Origin of the sequence: Mangrovicoccus sp. HB161399, assembly GCF_013184745.1 — a bacterium.
Lineage (GTDB): Bacteria > Pseudomonadota > Alphaproteobacteria > Rhodobacterales > Rhodobacteraceae > Mangrovicoccus.
This window is the reverse complement of the sequence record NZ_JAATVU010000027.1, coordinates 67,227-84,746: the sequence shown is the minus strand read 5'-3', so window position 1 is coordinate 84,746 and position 17,520 is coordinate 67,227. Positions and strand designations below refer to the sequence as shown.

At 67.9% G+C, this 17,520-nt stretch carries 11 protein-coding genes and 1 pseudogene; 8 read left to right on the top strand and 4 right to left on the bottom strand.

What is annotated here, in order from left to right; genetic code table 11:
- Positions 1-1,794 precede the first annotated feature (1,794 nt).
- The gene (locus HCC78_RS16390) at positions 1,795-2,082 is read left to right on the top strand and encodes an IS3 family transposase (RefSeq protein ID WP_172329863.1); all 288 of its coding nucleotides are present in this window, start codon (positions 1,795-1,797) and stop codon (positions 2,080-2,082) included.
- A gap of 294 nt (positions 2,083-2,376) precedes the next feature.
- On the opposite strand, the pseudogene HCC78_RS33770 reads toward HCC78_RS16390, so the two are convergent.
- The 3 genes and pseudogenes from HCC78_RS33770 to HCC78_RS16375 form a co-directional block, all read right to left on the bottom strand.
- A pseudogene (locus tag HCC78_RS33770) lies at positions 2,377-2,934 on the bottom strand (transposase); the annotation flags it as partial.
- 969 nt (positions 2,935-3,903) lie between these two features.
- Positions 3,904-5,574, bottom strand: a complete 1,671-nt coding sequence (locus HCC78_RS34835; RefSeq protein ID WP_172329861.1) for a sulfotransferase — start codon at positions 5,572-5,574, stop codon at positions 3,904-3,906.
- Between the two features lie 72 nt (positions 5,575-5,646).
- On the bottom strand, positions 5,647-7,065 hold the full coding sequence (locus HCC78_RS16375) for a short-chain fatty acyl-CoA regulator family protein (protein ID WP_172329860.1): 1,419 nt from the start codon (positions 7,063-7,065) through the stop codon (positions 5,647-5,649).
- 153 nt (positions 7,066-7,218) lie between these two features.
- On the opposite strand from HCC78_RS16375, the gene HCC78_RS16370 reads away from it, so the two are divergent.
- From HCC78_RS16370 to HCC78_RS16340, 7 genes are all read left to right on the top strand, one after another.
- Positions 7,219-7,764 (top strand): biotin transporter BioY, encoded by a 546-nt coding sequence (locus HCC78_RS16370; RefSeq protein WP_172329859.1) that lies wholly within the window; start codon positions 7,219-7,221, stop codon positions 7,762-7,764.
- Between the two features lie 21 nt (positions 7,765-7,785).
- Complete coding sequence (locus HCC78_RS16365; protein WP_172329858.1) at positions 7,786-9,318, top strand: acyl-CoA carboxylase subunit beta; 1,533 nt, start codon at positions 7,786-7,788, stop codon at positions 9,316-9,318.
- Between the two features lie 264 nt (positions 9,319-9,582).
- Complete coding sequence (locus HCC78_RS16360; RefSeq protein ID WP_172329857.1) at positions 9,583-9,789, top strand: glycine zipper family protein; 207 nt, start codon at positions 9,583-9,585, stop codon at positions 9,787-9,789.
- Between the two features lie 121 nt (positions 9,790-9,910).
- Positions 9,911-11,905 (top strand): acetyl/propionyl/methylcrotonyl-CoA carboxylase subunit alpha, encoded by a 1,995-nt coding sequence (locus HCC78_RS16355; RefSeq protein WP_172329856.1) that lies wholly within the window; start codon positions 9,911-9,913, stop codon positions 11,903-11,905.
- A 156-nt stretch (positions 11,906-12,061) separates the two neighbouring features.
- On the top strand, positions 12,062-12,589 hold the full coding sequence (locus HCC78_RS16350) for a hypothetical protein (RefSeq protein ID WP_172329855.1): 528 nt from the start codon (positions 12,062-12,064) through the stop codon (positions 12,587-12,589).
- Positions 12,590-12,800: 211 nt separating this feature from the next.
- The gene (scpA, locus tag HCC78_RS16345) at positions 12,801-14,930 is read left to right on the top strand and encodes a methylmalonyl-CoA mutase (protein WP_172329854.1); all 2,130 of its coding nucleotides are present in this window, start codon (positions 12,801-12,803) and stop codon (positions 14,928-14,930) included.
- A gap of 205 nt (positions 14,931-15,135) precedes the next feature.
- Positions 15,136-15,624: a hypothetical protein gene (locus HCC78_RS16340; protein WP_172329853.1), complete on the top strand. Its 489-nt coding sequence runs from the start codon at positions 15,136-15,138 to the stop codon at positions 15,622-15,624.
- Between the two features lie 304 nt (positions 15,625-15,928).
- Here HCC78_RS16340 and ftsZ read toward each other — a convergent pair whose 3' ends face one another.
- Positions 15,929-17,446, bottom strand: a complete 1,518-nt coding sequence (gene ftsZ / locus HCC78_RS16335) for a cell division protein FtsZ (RefSeq protein WP_172329852.1) — start codon at positions 17,444-17,446, stop codon at positions 15,929-15,931.
- Positions 17,447-17,520: the final 74 nt, after the last annotated feature.

Below are 17,520 nucleotides of genomic sequence, written 5' to 3'. Positions count from 1 at the left end.
CAACGGGCCGTTCCTTTGGCGAGGTCGAGTCCGTCAGGAGACTCCCTTCCGCCGATCGCCGCCACCCCAAATCAACCAGTGTCGTGTAGTCTGCGGAACCCGGGTCCAGCCGCGGCCGAACGGCGAGCCACCGGATCCACGACGCCGGGCTTAATCTCGCACCCGCCCTTGTCTGCGAGCATTGCAGCGTTTCCGGGCCGGCCTCCGCGGCCGGGAAGCAGGCCGAGATTCCCGGGATCTGGGCGGCGTGCAGGAGACGCCGGATATGGAACGGCTCGCGGGCAGAACCGGCTAGCGCGGCCATCCCGGGAGCTTCTCCGGCGGTGCGGTCCAGGCAAGCCGTGTGCTGAACGTCCTGTTTGTCCCGCGGCTCCGCCATGCCTCCGGTCTTGTTGCTGGCCCGATCGGCGTGTTCCGGGCGGCTCTGCCCTGTGCCGCCGCCAGGCTCGGATGGGAGTGCATGCCCCGTGCCGAAGCTTCGGTCGGCACCTGAACCTGCAGATCGGCAACGACGCGCGCGCGCCATCGGTCCGGGTACAGGGCCGAATGGGCATCGCCACCGCGGGGATTGAGAGCCGCGCGCCCGCGTCGCAGCTGGAAGGCTGGCGGCTCGCGCTGGCGGCCGCGGGCCCGGCAGAGGCGATCCGGCACCGGCAGGCCGAGGCCGGTGAACTGGCCGAGCTGCGCCGCGAGAACCGCCGTCTCAAGGAAGAGGTGGAGGCGATGCGGATAGGCGAGCAGGCGGACGCCACCGGTCCGGGAGAGCCTGCGAACGCTATTCTTGCGCAGCGGGCGGCGAAGCAGCGAAGGACAAGCTCGCCTTCCTTGCCGCCCATGCGTCTGCGCACGCCGTCATCGCGCGGCCCGCTCGCTCGGACGGATCGCGCTCGGGGCCGCGCTGATCCGGGTGCTCTCGGTCAGCACGAGCTGGTTCCATTCCTGGCGTGCCGCCGCCCCGGGACGGGCGGCGCGACAGGACCTTCTTCCCGGGATGCGTGCGATCTTCGAGGCCAGCCACCGGCGCTACGGTGCGCCGCGCAGCCGTCATCGAGGCGCCGTCGCCCATCGGGCTCGAACCGATGGCGCCGCGATGGGCAGCTCCGAGCGTCGATGGCGGCGCCGAACTGCGGGATCAGGGCATGCGGGCAGCCAGGAAGACGGTGGCCAAGCTCATTGAAGAGCGAGCCATTGTCCGCCGTCGCCAGCGGCGCTCGGACCGGTGGCGCAGCCGCTGGCAGCTCCGGGGGCAATGGCGGGCGACATCCGCCCGCCGCACCGGGGCCGCCGCGTTCCGCGGACGACGGACAGCCGGCACGATCTCGGGTTCGAGCTGGTCCGCGCCAGCGGGCCGGATCATCGGGGGCGCAGAACGCGCCGACCCTGCCGCGGCGGAATTTCCGCGCCGCGGAGCCCGGCCGGATCTGGCTGGCCGACATCAGCGTCGCCAATGGTTGCCCGACCCGGTGGCGCAACCTTGGCAACTGCCCACGGACCAGGGCCGGCTCTGCCTGGCGGCGGTGAAGGAGTCCGCCATCTTGCCGCCACCGGTTCGAGACCGATGGCGAACGCGACGATGGAGATCGCCGGCGCCTCCCGGCGATTGCACGCAATCGCCTGCCGGGCAGCGGGCCGATGTCGGAGCGGCTCGGGAGCAGCCCCGCGGCCGACGCGATGCGCATGGCTCTGCAGAACCGGCGGCCGGCGCGGGGGCCGGTCTGCCATTCAGGCAGGGGCGTCCAACATGCTGCCGGTGGCTGCAGGCAGCTTCTCGATGCCTGGAAAGCCGTCGCCTCAATGAGCCGGAAGGGAAATTGCCTGGAGTTCAAGCTGGTCCGCACCAGCGGACCGACCGGTCCGGGGGACCGTTCGAAGGCGCGGAACGCGCCGATGGAGAGCTTCTTCGGCTCCTTGATGACCGAGCTTGTCCACCGCGCCAGGTTCCGGTCGCGCCGCGTGGCCAGGGCGGAGCTGTTCGCGTGCATCGCCATCTTCTGCAACCGGCGGCGCCGCCATTCGAGCATCGGCTGCCGGACGCCCGAACAGGCAAGGATCGACATGTCCGCAAAGATGGCCGCATGGTGAACATCCGCCCAGTCCGGGAGCCGGGGGCAAGGTCATAGGCGCTTCGACCCGCCATGCAGGTCGACCCGCTCGCCGCGCGGCTCTTCCGCATCCCGTTCCGCCGGACCCGGCGTGTTGCCGCCGACAGACCGACGCCCGGATCGTCCGAAATTCTGCGCCGCGTTCGTCCTCTGGCTAGCGCCGGCCGCGCCGCTTCGCGCTGGAACTCCGGGTTGGCCGTCTTCCGCGGGACATGGAACACTTCCCGGTTCAGCAGTCGGCGCTCTCCGCCAAACCCGGGAAAGTCCAGTAGCGCCGGATATTGCCGGTGGCGGTGTCCATCGCCAGATGCACCTTGCGCCATTCACGCCTTCGCGCCCCATCATGTTTGCGCACAAGCCATTTCCCATCGCCAAGGAAACGGATGCCCATTCGGCGCTGCGCTCGGACCAGTGGCGCTTGCGCCTCATTGTAGATCAACAGGCTCAGCGGCTGGCCGGAGCTCCGATGCGGGATTTGCACTGCGATCCGGGCCCAGCGGTGGCACAAGGTGGAATAGTCGGGCGCGGGCCAGTCGAGTCCGGCCCTCTCGATCAGGCTTGCGACCAGACCAACTGTTTGCCGAAGCGGCAGCCGGAACAGGGCTCTCAACGTCAGGCATGTCTGGATGGCATTCGCCGGGCAAACGGTCCCCCCCGGACCGTTTCCTGGCCCTCCTCATTCGGATTAGGTCTCGGGGTGACCCTGTTTGCCCCGGCCCTGCGCCCGACACTCCAGCTCGGGGCCGAACCAGATAGACGACGATCCACGCCGCCTCGGCGAAGTGCTCGCCGTCGCCAGCGGCGCTCGGACCGGTGGCGCTTGCTCTGGCAACTGCTCGAGCCAATGGCGCAACAATGACTCGCTAGCCGGTCCAGTTCGTCGTGCTGTAGCGCGGGAGGCGGGCTTCGGCATGAGACCGATCTAACCCTCAGTATTTCCGGGCTAAGTCCCTCTCTCCGATAAGTGCAATATGCCCGACGGAAGCTACCCGCCGGTGAGTTCCACCTCGGTTGCTTTTCGGATTTGCCCGGCGGGTTCCTCGCGGAAATCCCCGGCCGCGGTCCGGCAGCCGCGGTGTTCCGCGGCGCGGCGCCGAGGCGGCCGCAAATCGACCTCATGGATCGATTTGGGAGCGCCGACACTGCTGCGGTTTCCCGGGGCAGACAGCGGCGCGCGCGGCGGTTGAGGCTATCGACCTGGCCCGTCTGCCACGGCGCCTGCGGGTAGCAGAGCGAGCCATCGCGCCGCCACGGGTCCGGGGCCGGTGGCGAACGTTCTCCGTTCCCATCCCGGTGCCGAGGTCCCGCCAGACGGCGAACTCGAACCCGTGGCCGAAGGGGATCGGCTGCCGGGCCGCCAGTGGCAGCGGTGCGAGGGCGCGGATGGCCGTGTCCGCCATACGCCCGGCCTTGCGCCCGCTTTTCCGCAGCATCGCCGTGGCCCGTGTCCACCGCCCGGCCATGGACAGGACATTCGCTGCGCCGAGCGTGCTGCGGAAGATCAACAGGTTATCCGCGGCGCTTCCGCTGCCGCGCCACGGCCACGCTCGCTGCTCGTTACCAATGGCCAAGCCCTTGGCGTTCGCAGCACATGCGGGGCCGGCACCCCGTGCGGTGGCGGTCGGGCTTCGGAATGATCCGGCCTGGGAATCCGGCGTCCCGCAGGGAATCTGCTAGACCGACATGTGAAGCACCGCCCTTGCGCGCCTTGGTCAGACATCATGCTCGCGCGCCACAGATCTTCGCTGGAACCCAGTGTTTGAGGGCCGGGAAATGCGGCGGCATCGGGTCCTGCTCCAGGTCAGGCGCAGGTCAATTTCGGATCCTGGGCCAAATTCTGCTCTGCCTGCTGCCTGGCGATGTGCTGTTCGGTCTCGACCTCGTAATGGGCGATCTCTTCGATCAGGTCGGCCATGAGCGGCGCGAGCCAGGGGGCGTAGGCCTTCCATTTTTCCGAGCTGCCGCGGTAGATGCCCTGCCGGACCTGGCGCAGGCTGGCCGTCTTCACGGTCGCGGCGCTGCCGCGGTAATCGGCCAGGCCGTCCTCCGGGGCGAGGCCGCAGAACCGGGCCATGCCGGCAATCCAGGGCGCGGGCGCCTCGGTCAGGGGCTCGTAGGGAACCGGCATGATCCTGTCCGGAAAATCCCGTGTCCAGAGGGCCATCGCTGTCTCGGTGAGCCGGTGGAACTCGGCGAGCGTCGCGAAGCGGTGGGAATGGTCGTAGCCCTCGGCAAAGCGGATGCGGAAGGCGGAGAACGCCGTCGCCATCGGATGGCGGCGGCAATGCAGCACCCGCGCCTCCGGCATCGCCTTCAGCGCCAGGCCGCAGAGAAAGGCGTTGGACGGCATCTTGTCGAGCAGCACCTCGGCCTCCGCCGCGCCGGAAGGAAGCGAGGCGAAATAGGCGCCGCGGAAGGCCTGCGCGTCGATCGGGCCGCCGCCCGCGCAGAGCGTGTTGTAGATGCCGGCCAGCCGCGTGCTTTCGCCGAGCGACGCGACGCGGCTGTGGCGAAGCAGGATCTGCTCGGCCAGCGTGGTGCCCGACCTCGGCAGCCCGACGATGAAGACCGGGCGCGGGTGTCCGGACGGGGCGGAGGGCGCCGCGATCCGGGCGGCCGCGACCGGCGCCCGCTCGGCCGCGGCGCGCATGCTGTCCATGTAGCGGCGGATGTCCTCGTCCGGCTTCAGGGCGTTGGCCATGGCCAGATGGCGGAAGGCGCCATCGGTATCGCCCTGGTCCTCGCGGATCCTGGCAAGCGCATGGGCGGCCATCTCGCGGTCCGCGCGCGGGGCGCCGGGATTCGCGTCGACCGCCTCGATCTGCGCGATGATCGCAGGCTCGGCGGAGAGGTCGGCCTGGCGCGAGAGGTTGTAGAGCCCGGACATGGACAGCGCGCCCTCCCGCGCGGGGGGCAGCAGCACCTGCTCGGCCTCGTCGAGCCGCCCGAGATAGGCCAGCGAGGTCGCGAGCACGTTCAGGGCTTCCGCGTCGAGCGCGCCGGCCTGGCGGAGCGGCTCCAGTTCGGCCGCGGCGGCGGCGTGATCGCCGGCAAAGGCGGTCGCCATTCCATGGCTCGCGCGGAGCTCGGCATGGCCGGGATGGCTGCTGCGGAAGGGGGCGAGCCGGTCGAGCGCGGCTTCGGGCTGCTTCATCACGACCAGCGCGCGCGCCTCGAAGGCGGCCAGCGCCGGATCGCCTGGATTGGCGCGGCTCAGGATGCCGGAAAGGGCCAGCGCATGCGGCGCCGCGCCGGTGCGCACCAGCGAGACGCAGGAACGGATGATGCTGCGCCGCTGCTGCAGCGTGGTGCCGCGCAGCGCGGCCAGCGCGCGGGCATTTCCGGGGTCCCGGTCCAGCACCTTGCCATAGGTCAGGATCGCGCCGGGCAGGTCGCGCGCCATCAGTGCCTGCGCGCGCGACAGCTGCTCCGCCAGCGGGCCCTTGGCCCGGGTCTTCTTCCGTCGCGGCACGGTGCGGCCTCCTCGTTGCTCCGCCCGGAGCCTAGCCGCCGCAGCCTTGCCCTTTGGTTAAGGCTTGGTGGATCAGGAGATCTCGAAGGGCACCACCCGGCGCACCCGCGCATCGACCGAGATCTGGGCATGGATCGGCGGCACCGAGCGCTGCGGGCAGTTGGTCCGCTCGCAGATCCGGCAGGAACTGCCGATCAGGTCGTAATCCCCGGCCTGGTCGATATTCAGCCCGTCGGCATAGACCATGTCAGGCGCGTGGTTGACCGAGCAGCCGAGCGCAATCGCATAGCGGCGGATCGGCGCGCGGAATCCGACGCCGCGCTTGGTGATGGTGCGGGCGATGCAGATGTAGCGCTCGCCGTCCGGGGTCTCGGCCAGCTGGCGGACGGTCTCCTCGGGGCGCTCGAAGGCCTGGTGCACGCCCCAGAGCGGGCAGGCGCCGCCGAAACGGGCGAATTGCAGCCGGGTCGCGGAATGGCGCTTGGTGATCGTCCCCGCGCGGTCGACCCGCAGGAAGAAGAACGGCACCCCGCGCGAGCCGGGGCGCTGCAGCGTCGAGAGCCGGTGGGCGACCTGTTCCAGCGAGGCGCCGAAGCGGTCGGCCAGCAGCTCGATGTCGTGGCGCAGTTCCCGGGCGGCCGAGAGGAAGGCGCCATAGGGCAGCATGGCGGATCCGGCGAAGAAATTCGCCAGGCCGATGCGGGCGATGGCACGGGCCTCGCCGGTGCGGAAGCGGGCGTCGTCGAGGATGCGCTCGATCGCGTCCTTTTCCTCGGCCAGGGCGATCTGCTGCCAGATCTGGAAGCTCTGGGTGGCGCGCGGCGCGTCGGCATTGACCACCAGGCGCTTGTTCTCGGGGTCGAAGATCCGGAAAACGTCCGGGCTCATCGTGCCGCGCTCGAAGACCACCGCCATGCCATGGACGCGGCGCAGCCGCTCGGCGCCGAGCTTCAGGTGGTTGCCGCCGTCGACGCCGATCTCCTCGGCCAGCGCCTCGGCGCCGCGGTCGAGCCAGTCGATGTAGTTGTTGGCGTAGTTGAAGAAGTCGCGGACCTCTTCGTAGGGCAGGGGCGCGGCGTCGATATGCTCCTGCTGCAGCGCGTCGTCGAGCGACGCCATCCGGTCCTTCGCGGCCTGGTAGGCGCGCTGCAGCGTCAGGAAGGCATGGGCGAAATCCGGCGTGTTGGAGATCGCGATCTTCAGCTCCTGCCGCGACGGGCGGCGGTCGGCGAAGATCGGATCGGACAGTGCCTCGTGCAGGTCGTTCACCACCCGGTCGCCGTCATCTGAGGCGAAGGAGGCGATGTCGACGCCGAATCCGTCGACCAGCGCCAGAATCACTCCCGCGGACAGCGGGCGCTGGTTGTTTTCCAGCTGGTTGACGTAACTTGTCGAAATGCCCAGCCTTTCGGCGAACTGCCTCTGCGTGAGCTTTTCGGCCTGGCGCAGATTGCGCAGCCGCGCGCCGGCAAAGAGCTTCCGTCCTTCCATGACTGGACCTTTCGCAAGTTCGCAATACGCATTCCACAATACGCAAACATTTGCAACCACACATGTCCAGACCTTCCCGCAAGGGCATCGGGATGGCAGGTGCTACGGTTAATGCGGCTCTGCAGCATAAAGGGCCCGGACCAGGAGGACATCATGCATCACAGTGCCGGCACGCGATCCCGCCCCCTCTGGAAGGAGGCCGCCCTCGTTCTGGGCGCTGCCGCAGCAATGGCGGCGGCGGCCAATATCGAGGTTCCGTTCTACCCGGTGCCGATGACGCTGCAGACGCTGGCCGTCACCGGGGCCGGGCTGGCGCTCGGCATGCGCCGCGGCGTTGCCTCGGTGGCCACCTATGTCGGTGCGGGCCTGGCCGGCCTGCCGGTCTTCGCCGGCGGCAAGTTCGGCCTGATGGCGCTGACCGGTCCCACCGGCGGCTACATTCTCGGATTCCTGATCGCCGCCGCCTTCGCCGGGATGGCCCGCGACCGCGGCTGGACCCGCTCGCTGCCCGGCGCGCTGGTCTCGGCGCTGGTCGCCACCGCGCTCGTCTTCCCCACCGGGCTCTGGCACCTGGGCAACGTCATCGGCTGGGACAAGCCGGTGCTGGACTACGGCCTGACCCCGTTCATCTTCGGCGGCATCTTCAAGTCCCTGATCGCCGGTCTCGGCGCCTGGGCGCTTGCCCGCCGCTCCGCCTGACACATCGCGCAAGAGGTCACGATGAAAGAGATACTCGAGAAGCTGCAGGAACGCCGCGAGGAGGCCTATCTGGGCGGCGGTCAGCGCCGCATCGATGCGCAGCATGCCAAGGGCAAGCTGACCGCGCGCGAGCGCATCGAGCTGCTGCTGGATGAAGGGTCGTTCGAGGAATACGACACCTACATCACCCATCGCTGCACCGATTTCGGCATGCAGGACCAGAAGATCACCGGTGACGGCGTGGTCACCGGCTGGGGCACGATCAACGGCCGCATGGTCTACGTGTTCAGCCAGGACTTCACCGTCTTCGGCGGCTCTCTGTCGGAAACCCATGCCCAGAAGATCTGCAAGATCATGGACAAGGCGGTGCAGAACGGCGCGCCCGTCATCGGGATCAACGACTCCGGCGGCGCGCGTATCCAGGAAGGCGTCGCCTCGCTGGCGGGCTATGCCGACGTGTTCAAGCGCAACGTCGTGGCCTCCGGCACCATCCCGCAGATTTCCGTCATCATGGGCCCCTGCGCGGGCGGCGCGGTCTATTCGCCGGCCATGACCGACTTCATCTTCATGGTGCGCGACAGCTCCTACATGTTCGTCACCGGCCCCGACGTGGTGAAGACCGTGACGAACGAGATCGTCACCGCCGAAGAGCTGGGCGGAGCGTCGACCCACACCAAGAAATCCTCCGTGGCCGACAAGGCCTTCGACAATGACGTCGAGGCGCTGGCCGAAGTCCGCCGCCTGGTCGACTTCCTGCCGCTCTCGGCGCGCGAGAACCCGCCGAAGCTGCCGGTGATCGACGACCCCGACCGGATCGACGAGAGCCTCGACACGCTGGTCCCCGACAATCCCAACATGCCCTACGACATGAAGGAACTGATCGGGAAGATTGCGGATTGCGGCGAGTTCTACGAGATCCAGGAGGATTTCGCGAAGAACATCCTGACCGGCTTCATCCGGCTCGAAGGCTCCACCGTCGGCGTCGTTGCCAACCAGCCGATGGTGCTGGCCGGCTGCCTCGACATCGACTCGTCGAGAAAAGCCGCGCGCTTCGTGCGCTTCTGCAACGCCTTCAACATCCCGATCCTGACCCTGGTCGACGTGCCCGGCTTCCTGCCGGGGACCAGCCAGGAATACGGCGGCGTCATCAAGCACGGCGCGAAGCTGCTCTTCGCCTATTCCCAGGCCACCGTGCCGATGGTCACGGTCATCACCCGCAAGGCCTATGGCGGCGCCTATGACGTGATGGCGTCCAAGCATATCGGCGCGGACGTCAACTATGCCTGGCCGACCGCCGAGATCGCCGTGATGGGCGCCAAGGGCGCGACCGAGATCCTCTACCGCTCCGAACTGGGCGACCCCGAGAAGATCGCCGCGCGCACCAAGGAATACGAGGACCGCTTCGCCAACCCCTTCGTGGCGGCGGAACGGGGCTTCATCGACGAGGTGATCATGCCGCGCTCGACGCGCCGCCGGGTCGCCAATGCCTTCGCCGCGCTGCGCACGAAGCATGTCGAGGTGCCCTACAAGAAGCACGACAACATCCCGCTCTGACGAGCAGGGACCCCCGGCGCCGCCTTGGGAGGGGCGGGCGCCGGGACAAGTATGACCCCCAGCCGAGGACAACCGGACCCATGCAGGCCCTTTCGATCGTCATTGCAGCCGAACAGCCGGAGTTTTCCGGCCTCTGCGGCATGAGCGGAGGGATGCCTGTTTCCGCAACGTCGCTAATTAAAGGAAACTTTTCTCTCTTCACTTGCGTTATGATCGCGAAGCCCTGCCTGCTCGGCATGGCCAACAAAGCGAATGAGGCGCAAGATGAAGAAAGTGACGTTGATCCTCGGGACCTGCGGTCTGCTGGCCCTGACGGCTTGCGGGCAGACAGATCTCGAACGTACCGCGACGGGTGCCGTGATCGGCGGCGCAGCGGGGCAGGTGATCACGGGCGATCCCGTGACCGGTGCCCTGATCGGCGGTGCGGCGGGCGCAACCTGCCGTTCCCTGGGGACCTGTCCGAACAACTGACCCGCGCGACCCTGCGCGCGGCCAACCTGATCCGCGCGCGGAAGCTCCGCGCGACCGACACCAATCGAACCCGTCGTGGCCCGGTGCCGCGGCGGGTTTCCTCTGTCCTGCGGAGTGAGACATGTTCAAGAAAATCCTGATCGCCAACCGGGGCGAGATCGCCTGCCGCGTGATCAAGACCGCGCGCAAGATGGGCATCCAGACCGTTGCGGTCTATTCCGATGCCGATGCCAATGCGCTGCACGTCCAGATGGCCGACGAGGCGGTGCATATCGGCCCGCCGCCGGCCAACCAGTCCTACCTGATCATCGACAAGATCCTCGACGCGATCAAGCAGACCGGCGCCGAGGCAGTGCATCCGGGCTATGGCTTCCTCAGCGAAAACAAGGTCTTCGCGGAAGCTCTTGAAGCAGCCGGCGTCGCCTTCATCGGCCCGCCCTCGGGCGCGATCGAGGCGATGGGCGACAAGATCACCTCGAAGAAGCTGGCCCAGGAGGCGGGCGTCTCGACCGTTCCGGGCTACATGGGCCTGATCGAGGATGCCGAGGAAGCGGTGAAGATCTCCAAGGAGATCGGCTATCCGGTGATGATCAAGGCGTCCGCCGGCGGCGGCGGCAAGGGCATGCGGATCGCCTGGAACGACACCGAGGCGCGCGAAGGCTTCGAGTCCTCGAAGAACGAGGCGGCGAACAGCTTCGGCGACGATCGCATCTTCATCGAGAAGTTCGTCACCCAGCCGCGCCACATCGAGATCCAGGTGCTGGCCGACAAGCACGGGAACTGCCTCTACCTGAACGAGCGCGAATGCTCGATCCAGCGGCGCAACCAGAAAGTCGTCGAAGAGGCGCCGAGCCCGTTCCTCGACGAAGCCACCCGCAAGGCGATGGGGGAACAGTCCTGCGCGCTGGCCAAGGCGGTGGACTATGCCTCTGCCGGCACGGTCGAATTCATCGTCGACGGCGACAAGAACTTCTACTTCCTCGAGATGAACACCCGCCTGCAGGTGGAGCATCCGGTCACCGAGCTGATCACCGGCATCGACCTGGTGGAGCAGATGATCCGCGTCGCCTATGGCGAAAAGCTGGCGATGAAGCAGAGCGACATCGGCATCAAGGGCTGGGCGATCGAGAACCGCCTCTATGCGGAGGATCCGTACCGCAACTTCCTGCCGTCCATCGGCCGCCTGACCCGCTACAAGCCGCCGGTCGAGGGCGACACCGCGGACGGCTGCATCGTGCGCAACGACACCGGCGTGTACGAAGGCGCCGAGATCTCGATGTACTACGACCCGATGATCGCCAAGCTCTGCACCTGGGGCGAGACCCGCGAGGCGGCGACCGAGGCGATGCGCAACGCGCTGGACCAGTTCGAGGTCGAGGGCATAGGCCACAACCTGCCCTTCGTCGCGGCGGTGATGGACCACCCGCGATTCATGTCGGGCGACATCTCCACCGCCTTCATCGCCGAGGAATATCCCGACGGCTTCTCCGGGGTGACCCTGCCGGAAGAGGACCTGGTCCTGCTGGCCCGCGTGGCCCTGGGGCTGACCGCCATCGAGTTCGACCGCAAGTCGGCGATTTCCGGCCAGCTCCGCCAGAAGCCGCAGATCCTGGCCGACGAGTGGGAAGTGTCGATCGGCGAGGCGCATGTGCCGCTGACCATCTCGGTGCGGGACGGCGGCCGGATCACCTTCGAGGACGGCGTCACCATGGCGCTGGCCTGGCGGGCGGGCCAGACCGTGGCCCAGGCCGAGATCGGCGGGCAGACCGTCATGGTCAAGGTCGACCCTGTCAGCCAGGGCTTCCGCCTGCGCTGGCGCGGTGCCGACCTGAAGGCGGTGCCGCGGTCGCTCCGCGCGGCCGAGCTGGCCAAGCTGATGCCGGTCAAGCTGCCGCCGGACACGTCCAAGCTTCTGCTCTGCCCGATGCCGGGCCTCGTGGTGCGCATCAACGTCTCCGAGGGCGACGAGGTGCAGGAGGGCCAGGCGCTGGCGGTCGTGGAAGCCATGAAGATGGAAAACACGCTGCGCGCCGAGAAGCAGGGCACCGTCAAGAAGGTCAATTGCGAGGCCGGTGCCAGCCTTGCGGTCGACGACGTGATCATGGAATTCGAATGAGGTCCGCGGTCCGCATATCGGCCGGGAAGGGCAGGGGCGGCGCGTCCCTGTCCGGCCTGCCGGTGCGGGCCGCGCCCCTCCGGCGGGGGGAAGAGATTTGTCAAGGTTCCCGCGCTAGCCTCGCTGCCGACTCATGCCGTCGGGGAGGCCCGGAGGATGCCGCTGCGTCCGCCGATCACGTTTGCCGGGGCGCTGCTGCTGCTCCTTTCCGTTCTGGCGGGCTGCTCGCTCGACCGGGAGGACGCGCTGCGCGCAGAGCTGGCGCCATGGCTGTCGCTGCTGGGAACGCGGCAATTCGTGTCGAAATCGAGCTGCACGCTGGCGGTGTTCCGGCTGGAGACGGCCGATGTGGCGATGGAGGGCGGGCTGCAATCGGCCATGTCCGCCGGGCCCGCGCTGGATCTGGTCGCTGCCGGGGTGCCGGTGATCTTCGACTTCCCCGGCAGGAGCCCGACCGAGATTTCGGAGCAGCTGATGTCCAAGGACCTGGCCCGCGGGCTGGGACTTCTGTCGAGCGGCATCGGCCCGGTGCTGGACTGCGCCGAAAGCGAGGTGATCCGCAAGGGCATCTACCGGATGCTGGTAACCCGCGCGACGCGGATGATCTACGTGCCGGACGGCAATGCGCTGATCCTCGTCTATCCGCCGGAGAAACTCGCCGTATTTATGCGCGGCAACGTCTGACCGCCCTCAGGGGCGGCACCGCGCCCGGCCGGGTTCCGGCGGGGGCATCCCGAATTCATGTCATCGCAGCCCCGGGCGCGGTGCACCGGCCCTCCGCCGGATGCCGCGCGGGGGCAGGCCGCGATCTGCGGGGCCCGGTTGCGGGCCCTGCGCCGACGGAGAGTCACAGTCCGGGGCCGCAGGCGCCCGGCGCGCGATCAAAGGGTGGAAAATGACCGGAAAGCTGGACCGATGGAAGGCGCTTGCCGAGAAGGAGCTGCGTGGCAAGCCTCTGGAAAACCTCGACTGGGAAACGCTCGAGGGCATCAAGGTGAAGCCGCTCTATACTGAGGCCGACACCGCGGACCTGCCGCATATGGGCGGCATTCCGGGCGAGGGGCCCTATACCCGCGGCGTCCGGGCGACGATGTATGCCGGCCGCCCCTGGACGATCCGGCAATATGCCGGCTTCTCCACCGCCGAGGAGTCGAACGCCTTCTACCGCAAGGCGCTGGCCGCCGGGCAGCAGGGCGTCTCGGTCGCCTTCGACCTGGCCACCCACCGCGGCTATGACAGCGACCATCCGCGCGTGGTCGGCGATGTCGGCAAGGCGGGCGTGGCGATCGACAGCGTCGAGGACATGAAGATCCTGTTCGACGGCATCCCGCTCGACAAGATCTCGGTCTCGATGACCATGAACGGCGCCGTCATTCCGGTTCTGGCCAATTTCATCGTCACCGGCGAAGAGCAGGGCCATGACCGCGCGGTGCTGTCGGGGACCATCCAGAACGACATCCTCAAGGAGTTCATGGTCCGCAACACCTACATCTATCCGCCCGAGCCCTCGATGCGGATCATCGCGGACATCATCGAATACACCTCGAACGAGATGCCGAAATTCAACTCGATCTCGATCTCGGGCTACCACATGCAGGAGGCCGGCGCCGACCTGGTGCAGGAACTGGCCTTCACCATCGCCGACGGCCGCGAATACGTCCGCACCGCCATCGCGGCCGGCATGGATGTCGACGCCTTCGCCGGACGCCTCAGCTTCTTCTTCGCCATCGGCATGAACTTCTTCATGGAGGCGGCCAAGCTGCGCGCCGCGCGGACGCTCTGGCACCGCGTCATGTCCGAGTTCGAGCCGAAGAAGCCGGGCAGCCTGATGCTGCGCACCCATTGCCAGACCTCGGGCGTGTCGCTGCAGGAGCAGGATCCCTACAACAACGTCATCCGGACCGCCTACGAGGCGATGTCGGCGGCGCTCGGCGGCACCCAGTCGCTGCACACCAACGCGCTCGACGAGGCCATCGCGCTGCCGACCGAGTTCTCGGCCCGGATCGCGCGCAACACCCAGCTGATCCTGCAGGAAGAGACCGGCATCACCAACGTGATCGACCCGCTGGCGGGCAGCTACTACGTGGAAAGCCTCACGGCCGAGCTGATCGACAAGGCCTGGGCCCTGATCGAGGAAGTCGAGGAGATGGGCGGCATGACCAAGGCCGTCGCCTCGGGCATGCCGAAGCTGCGGATCGAGGAAACCGCCGCGCGCCGCCAGGCGATGATCGACAAGGGTGACGAGGTGATCGTCGGGGTCAACAAGTACCGCAAGGACAAGGAAGACCCGATCGACATCCTCGACATCGACAACACCGCCGTGCGCAAGTCGCAGGTCGCGCGGCTGGAAAAGATGCGCGGCAGCCGCGACGAGGCGGCCTGCATGGCCGCGCTGGCCGAGCTGACGCGCCGTGCGACCGAGGGCGGCAACTTGCTGGAAGCGGCCGTGGAATGCGCCCGGGCCCGCGCCTCGGTGGGCGAGATCTCCATGGCGATGGAAGAGGTCTTCGGACGTCACAGAGCGGAGGTGAAGACTTTGGCTGGTGTTTACGGATCGGCATACGAAGGCGACGAAGGCTTCGCGGCCATCCAGAAGGAAATCGCGGACTTCGCGGACAAGGAAGGCCGCCGCCCGCGCATGCTGGTGGTCAAGATGGGCCAGGACGGCCATGACCGCGGCGCCAAGGTGATCGCCACGGCCTTCGCCGATATCGGTTTCGACGTCGATGTGGGGCCGCTGTTCCAGACGCCCGCAGAGGCCGCGCAGGACGCCATCGACAACGACGTCCATGTCGTCGGCATCTCCTCGCAGGCGGCGGGGCACAAGACGCTGGCGCCGCAGCTCATCGAGGAGCTGAAGGCGCAGGGCGCGGGCGACATCCTCGTCGTCTGCGGCGGCGTGATCCCGGCGCAGGACTACCAGTTCCTCTACGATGCCGGGGTGAAGGCGATCTTCGGACCGGGCACGAACATCCCCGACGCGGCTTCCAAAGTGCTGAAGCTCATCGCCGAATCACGGGGCTGAGAGCGGGCCGCCGGACCGGCGCCCCGAACGGGAAATCAGGCAGGGCGGTGCGTTCCGACGCGGCGCCCTGCGGCATTTTGGCTGGGGCGGGGCGGGGCCGCCGCCATTTACCACCTATGTTAACCATATGCATGGGTAAAATTTGATTAAAGCAACAGTTTTCATGAAGAAGTCAGAAGCACAAAACCATTTCGGAGCTTTTGACATGACTTTCTTCCGCACCCTCGCGCCCATCGCAGCGGCCATGACCGTATGCAGCGCAGCCCAGGCAGCCACCGTGCTGTCGATCGGCGACAAGAGCGACGCACCGATTTACGCATCGGTTGCCGCCGGCACCACCGCCACCGTCGATTTCGACGTCACCGATCCGCTGAAGGTCACCTTCTACATCGTCGGCACCGACACGGCTGCCGGCAACTCGCTTGCCCTGACCGTCGTCGGCATCGACGGCGAGGCATCCTATTCGCTGACGCCGCTGCCGTCCTCCGGCTCGCTCGGCGGGGCCTACACGTCGTTCTCCTACGACGCGACCGGCGCCTTCAGCCTGATCGCCTCGGTCGACAAGGACGCGCCCAGCTCGGTGTCCTTCGCCTATTCCTACGACACCTCGGCCATCCCGGTTCCGGCTGCCGGCCTGCTGCTGGGCACCGCGCTGCTCGGCGGCGCCGTCGCGGCCCGCCGCCGCCGCGGCTGAGCCACGCGGAGGATCCGCCGGACAGGTTGCGCGTCACAATTCCCGAAGGCGGATCGGAACGGCCGGGCAGCTGCCCGGCCGTTTTGCGTTTCCGCTGCGGCGCATGCCGCGCGAAGCGCCGTTCCGTCGCGTTGCAGTGGACTTGCTCCGAAGCCTTGGCCGCTGCCATTGCAGGGCGCATGCGCAATGGAGCCCGTGCCGGTTCGCTGCAGGGGAGACGGGGCAGGGGACGGCCCATCCTGCAAACGCGAAGGGCCGGCCTTTCGGCCGACCCTTGCAGTCTTGTCCGTTCAGCTCCGCGGCGTCAGTTGGCCTGGCGGCGCAGGAAGGCCGGGATCTCGATGCGGTCGAGTTCGTCATCCGCTTCGAGCGCCTCGTCGGCGACCAGCTTGGGACCGGCTGCCGTGGCCGGACGGCCGTGGTCGCCGCCATGGCCGGTCATCCGGTTGATCAGCGAGTTGATGCCGAAGCGCGACTTGTCCGCATGTGCCGCGGGCTGCGGCGCGGCAGGGCGGGCTTCCGGTGCTGCGGCCGGGTCCTTGCGCACCGCGGCATGGAGCCGGGCCAGCGCTTCGGGGGTCGGCGTGCCCGGGGCGGGGCGGCCGGCGGCGGCAGGCGCTCCGCGCTCGGGGTCGTAGGCCGGCGGCGGCAGGTCGTCTTCGTCGATCACCTGGCTTGCCGGGGCCTGCGGTTCCAGATCCTGGAACAGGGTCGGCTCGTCACGGACCATCGCAGCGGCCGGCGGCACGTCGGAGGCGGCAGCCGGGGCCTGTTCGGCGTCATGCTCGGCCGTGACGTGATGGGTCAGCGGCTCTGCCATGCGGCGGCGCGGCAGCGGGACTTCCTCGGTCTTGGCGACCGCGTCGATACCGGTGGCGACTACCGAGACGCGCATCGCGCCGTCCAGCGTGTCGTCCATGGTCGAGCCCACAATGATGTTCGCGTCGGGATCGACTTCCTCGCGGATCCGGTTCGCCGCCTCGTCGAGCTCGAACAGGGTCATGTCGGAGCTGCCGGTGATGTTGATCAGCACGCCCTTGGCGCCCTTGAGGCTGATCTCGTCGAGCAGCGGGTTGGCGATTGCCTTCTCGGCCGCCTGGATCGCGCGGTCTTCGCCGGTGGCTTCGCCGGTTCCCATCATCGCCTTGCCCATCTCGTCCATCACCGAGCGGACGTCGGCGAAGTCGAGGTTGATCAGGCCCGGGCGCACCATCAGGTCGGAGATGCCCTTCACGCCCTGGTAGAGCACGTTGTCGGCCAGCGAGAAGGCCTCGGTGAAGGTGGTCTTCTCGTTGGCCAGCCGGAACAGGTTCTGGTTGGGGATGATGATCAGCGTGTCGACGACCTTCTGGAGCGCTTCGACGCCCTCCTCGGCCTTGCGCATCCGCTTGGAACCTTCGAACTGGAAGGGCTTGGTGACCACGCCGACGGTCAGGACGCCGAGCTCGCGCGCGGCCTGGGCGATGATCGGCGCAGCGCCGGTGCCGGTGCCGCCGCCCATGCCGGCGGTGATGAAGCACATGTGGCTGCCCACGAGATGGTCGACGATCTCCTCGATCGTTTCCTCGGCAGCGGCTGCGCCGACGGCGGGACGCGCCCCGGCACCGAGACCCTCGGTCACCCGCACGCCCATCTGGACCTTCGCGGCCGCACGGCTCTGGGCAAGCGCCTGGGCGTCCGTGTTGGCAACGACGAAATCCACGCCTTCGAGCTGCTTTTCGATCATGTTGTTGACGGCGTTGCCGCCAGCCCCACCAACGCCGAACACCGTTATCTTCGGCTTCAGCTCGTCCTGGTCGGGCATCACGAGATTCAGAGTCATATCTCTATCTGCCTGTATGTTTTCCGCAGTCTCTTCGGACCGCCACTGCTCTGCTTATGTGACTACCTTACATC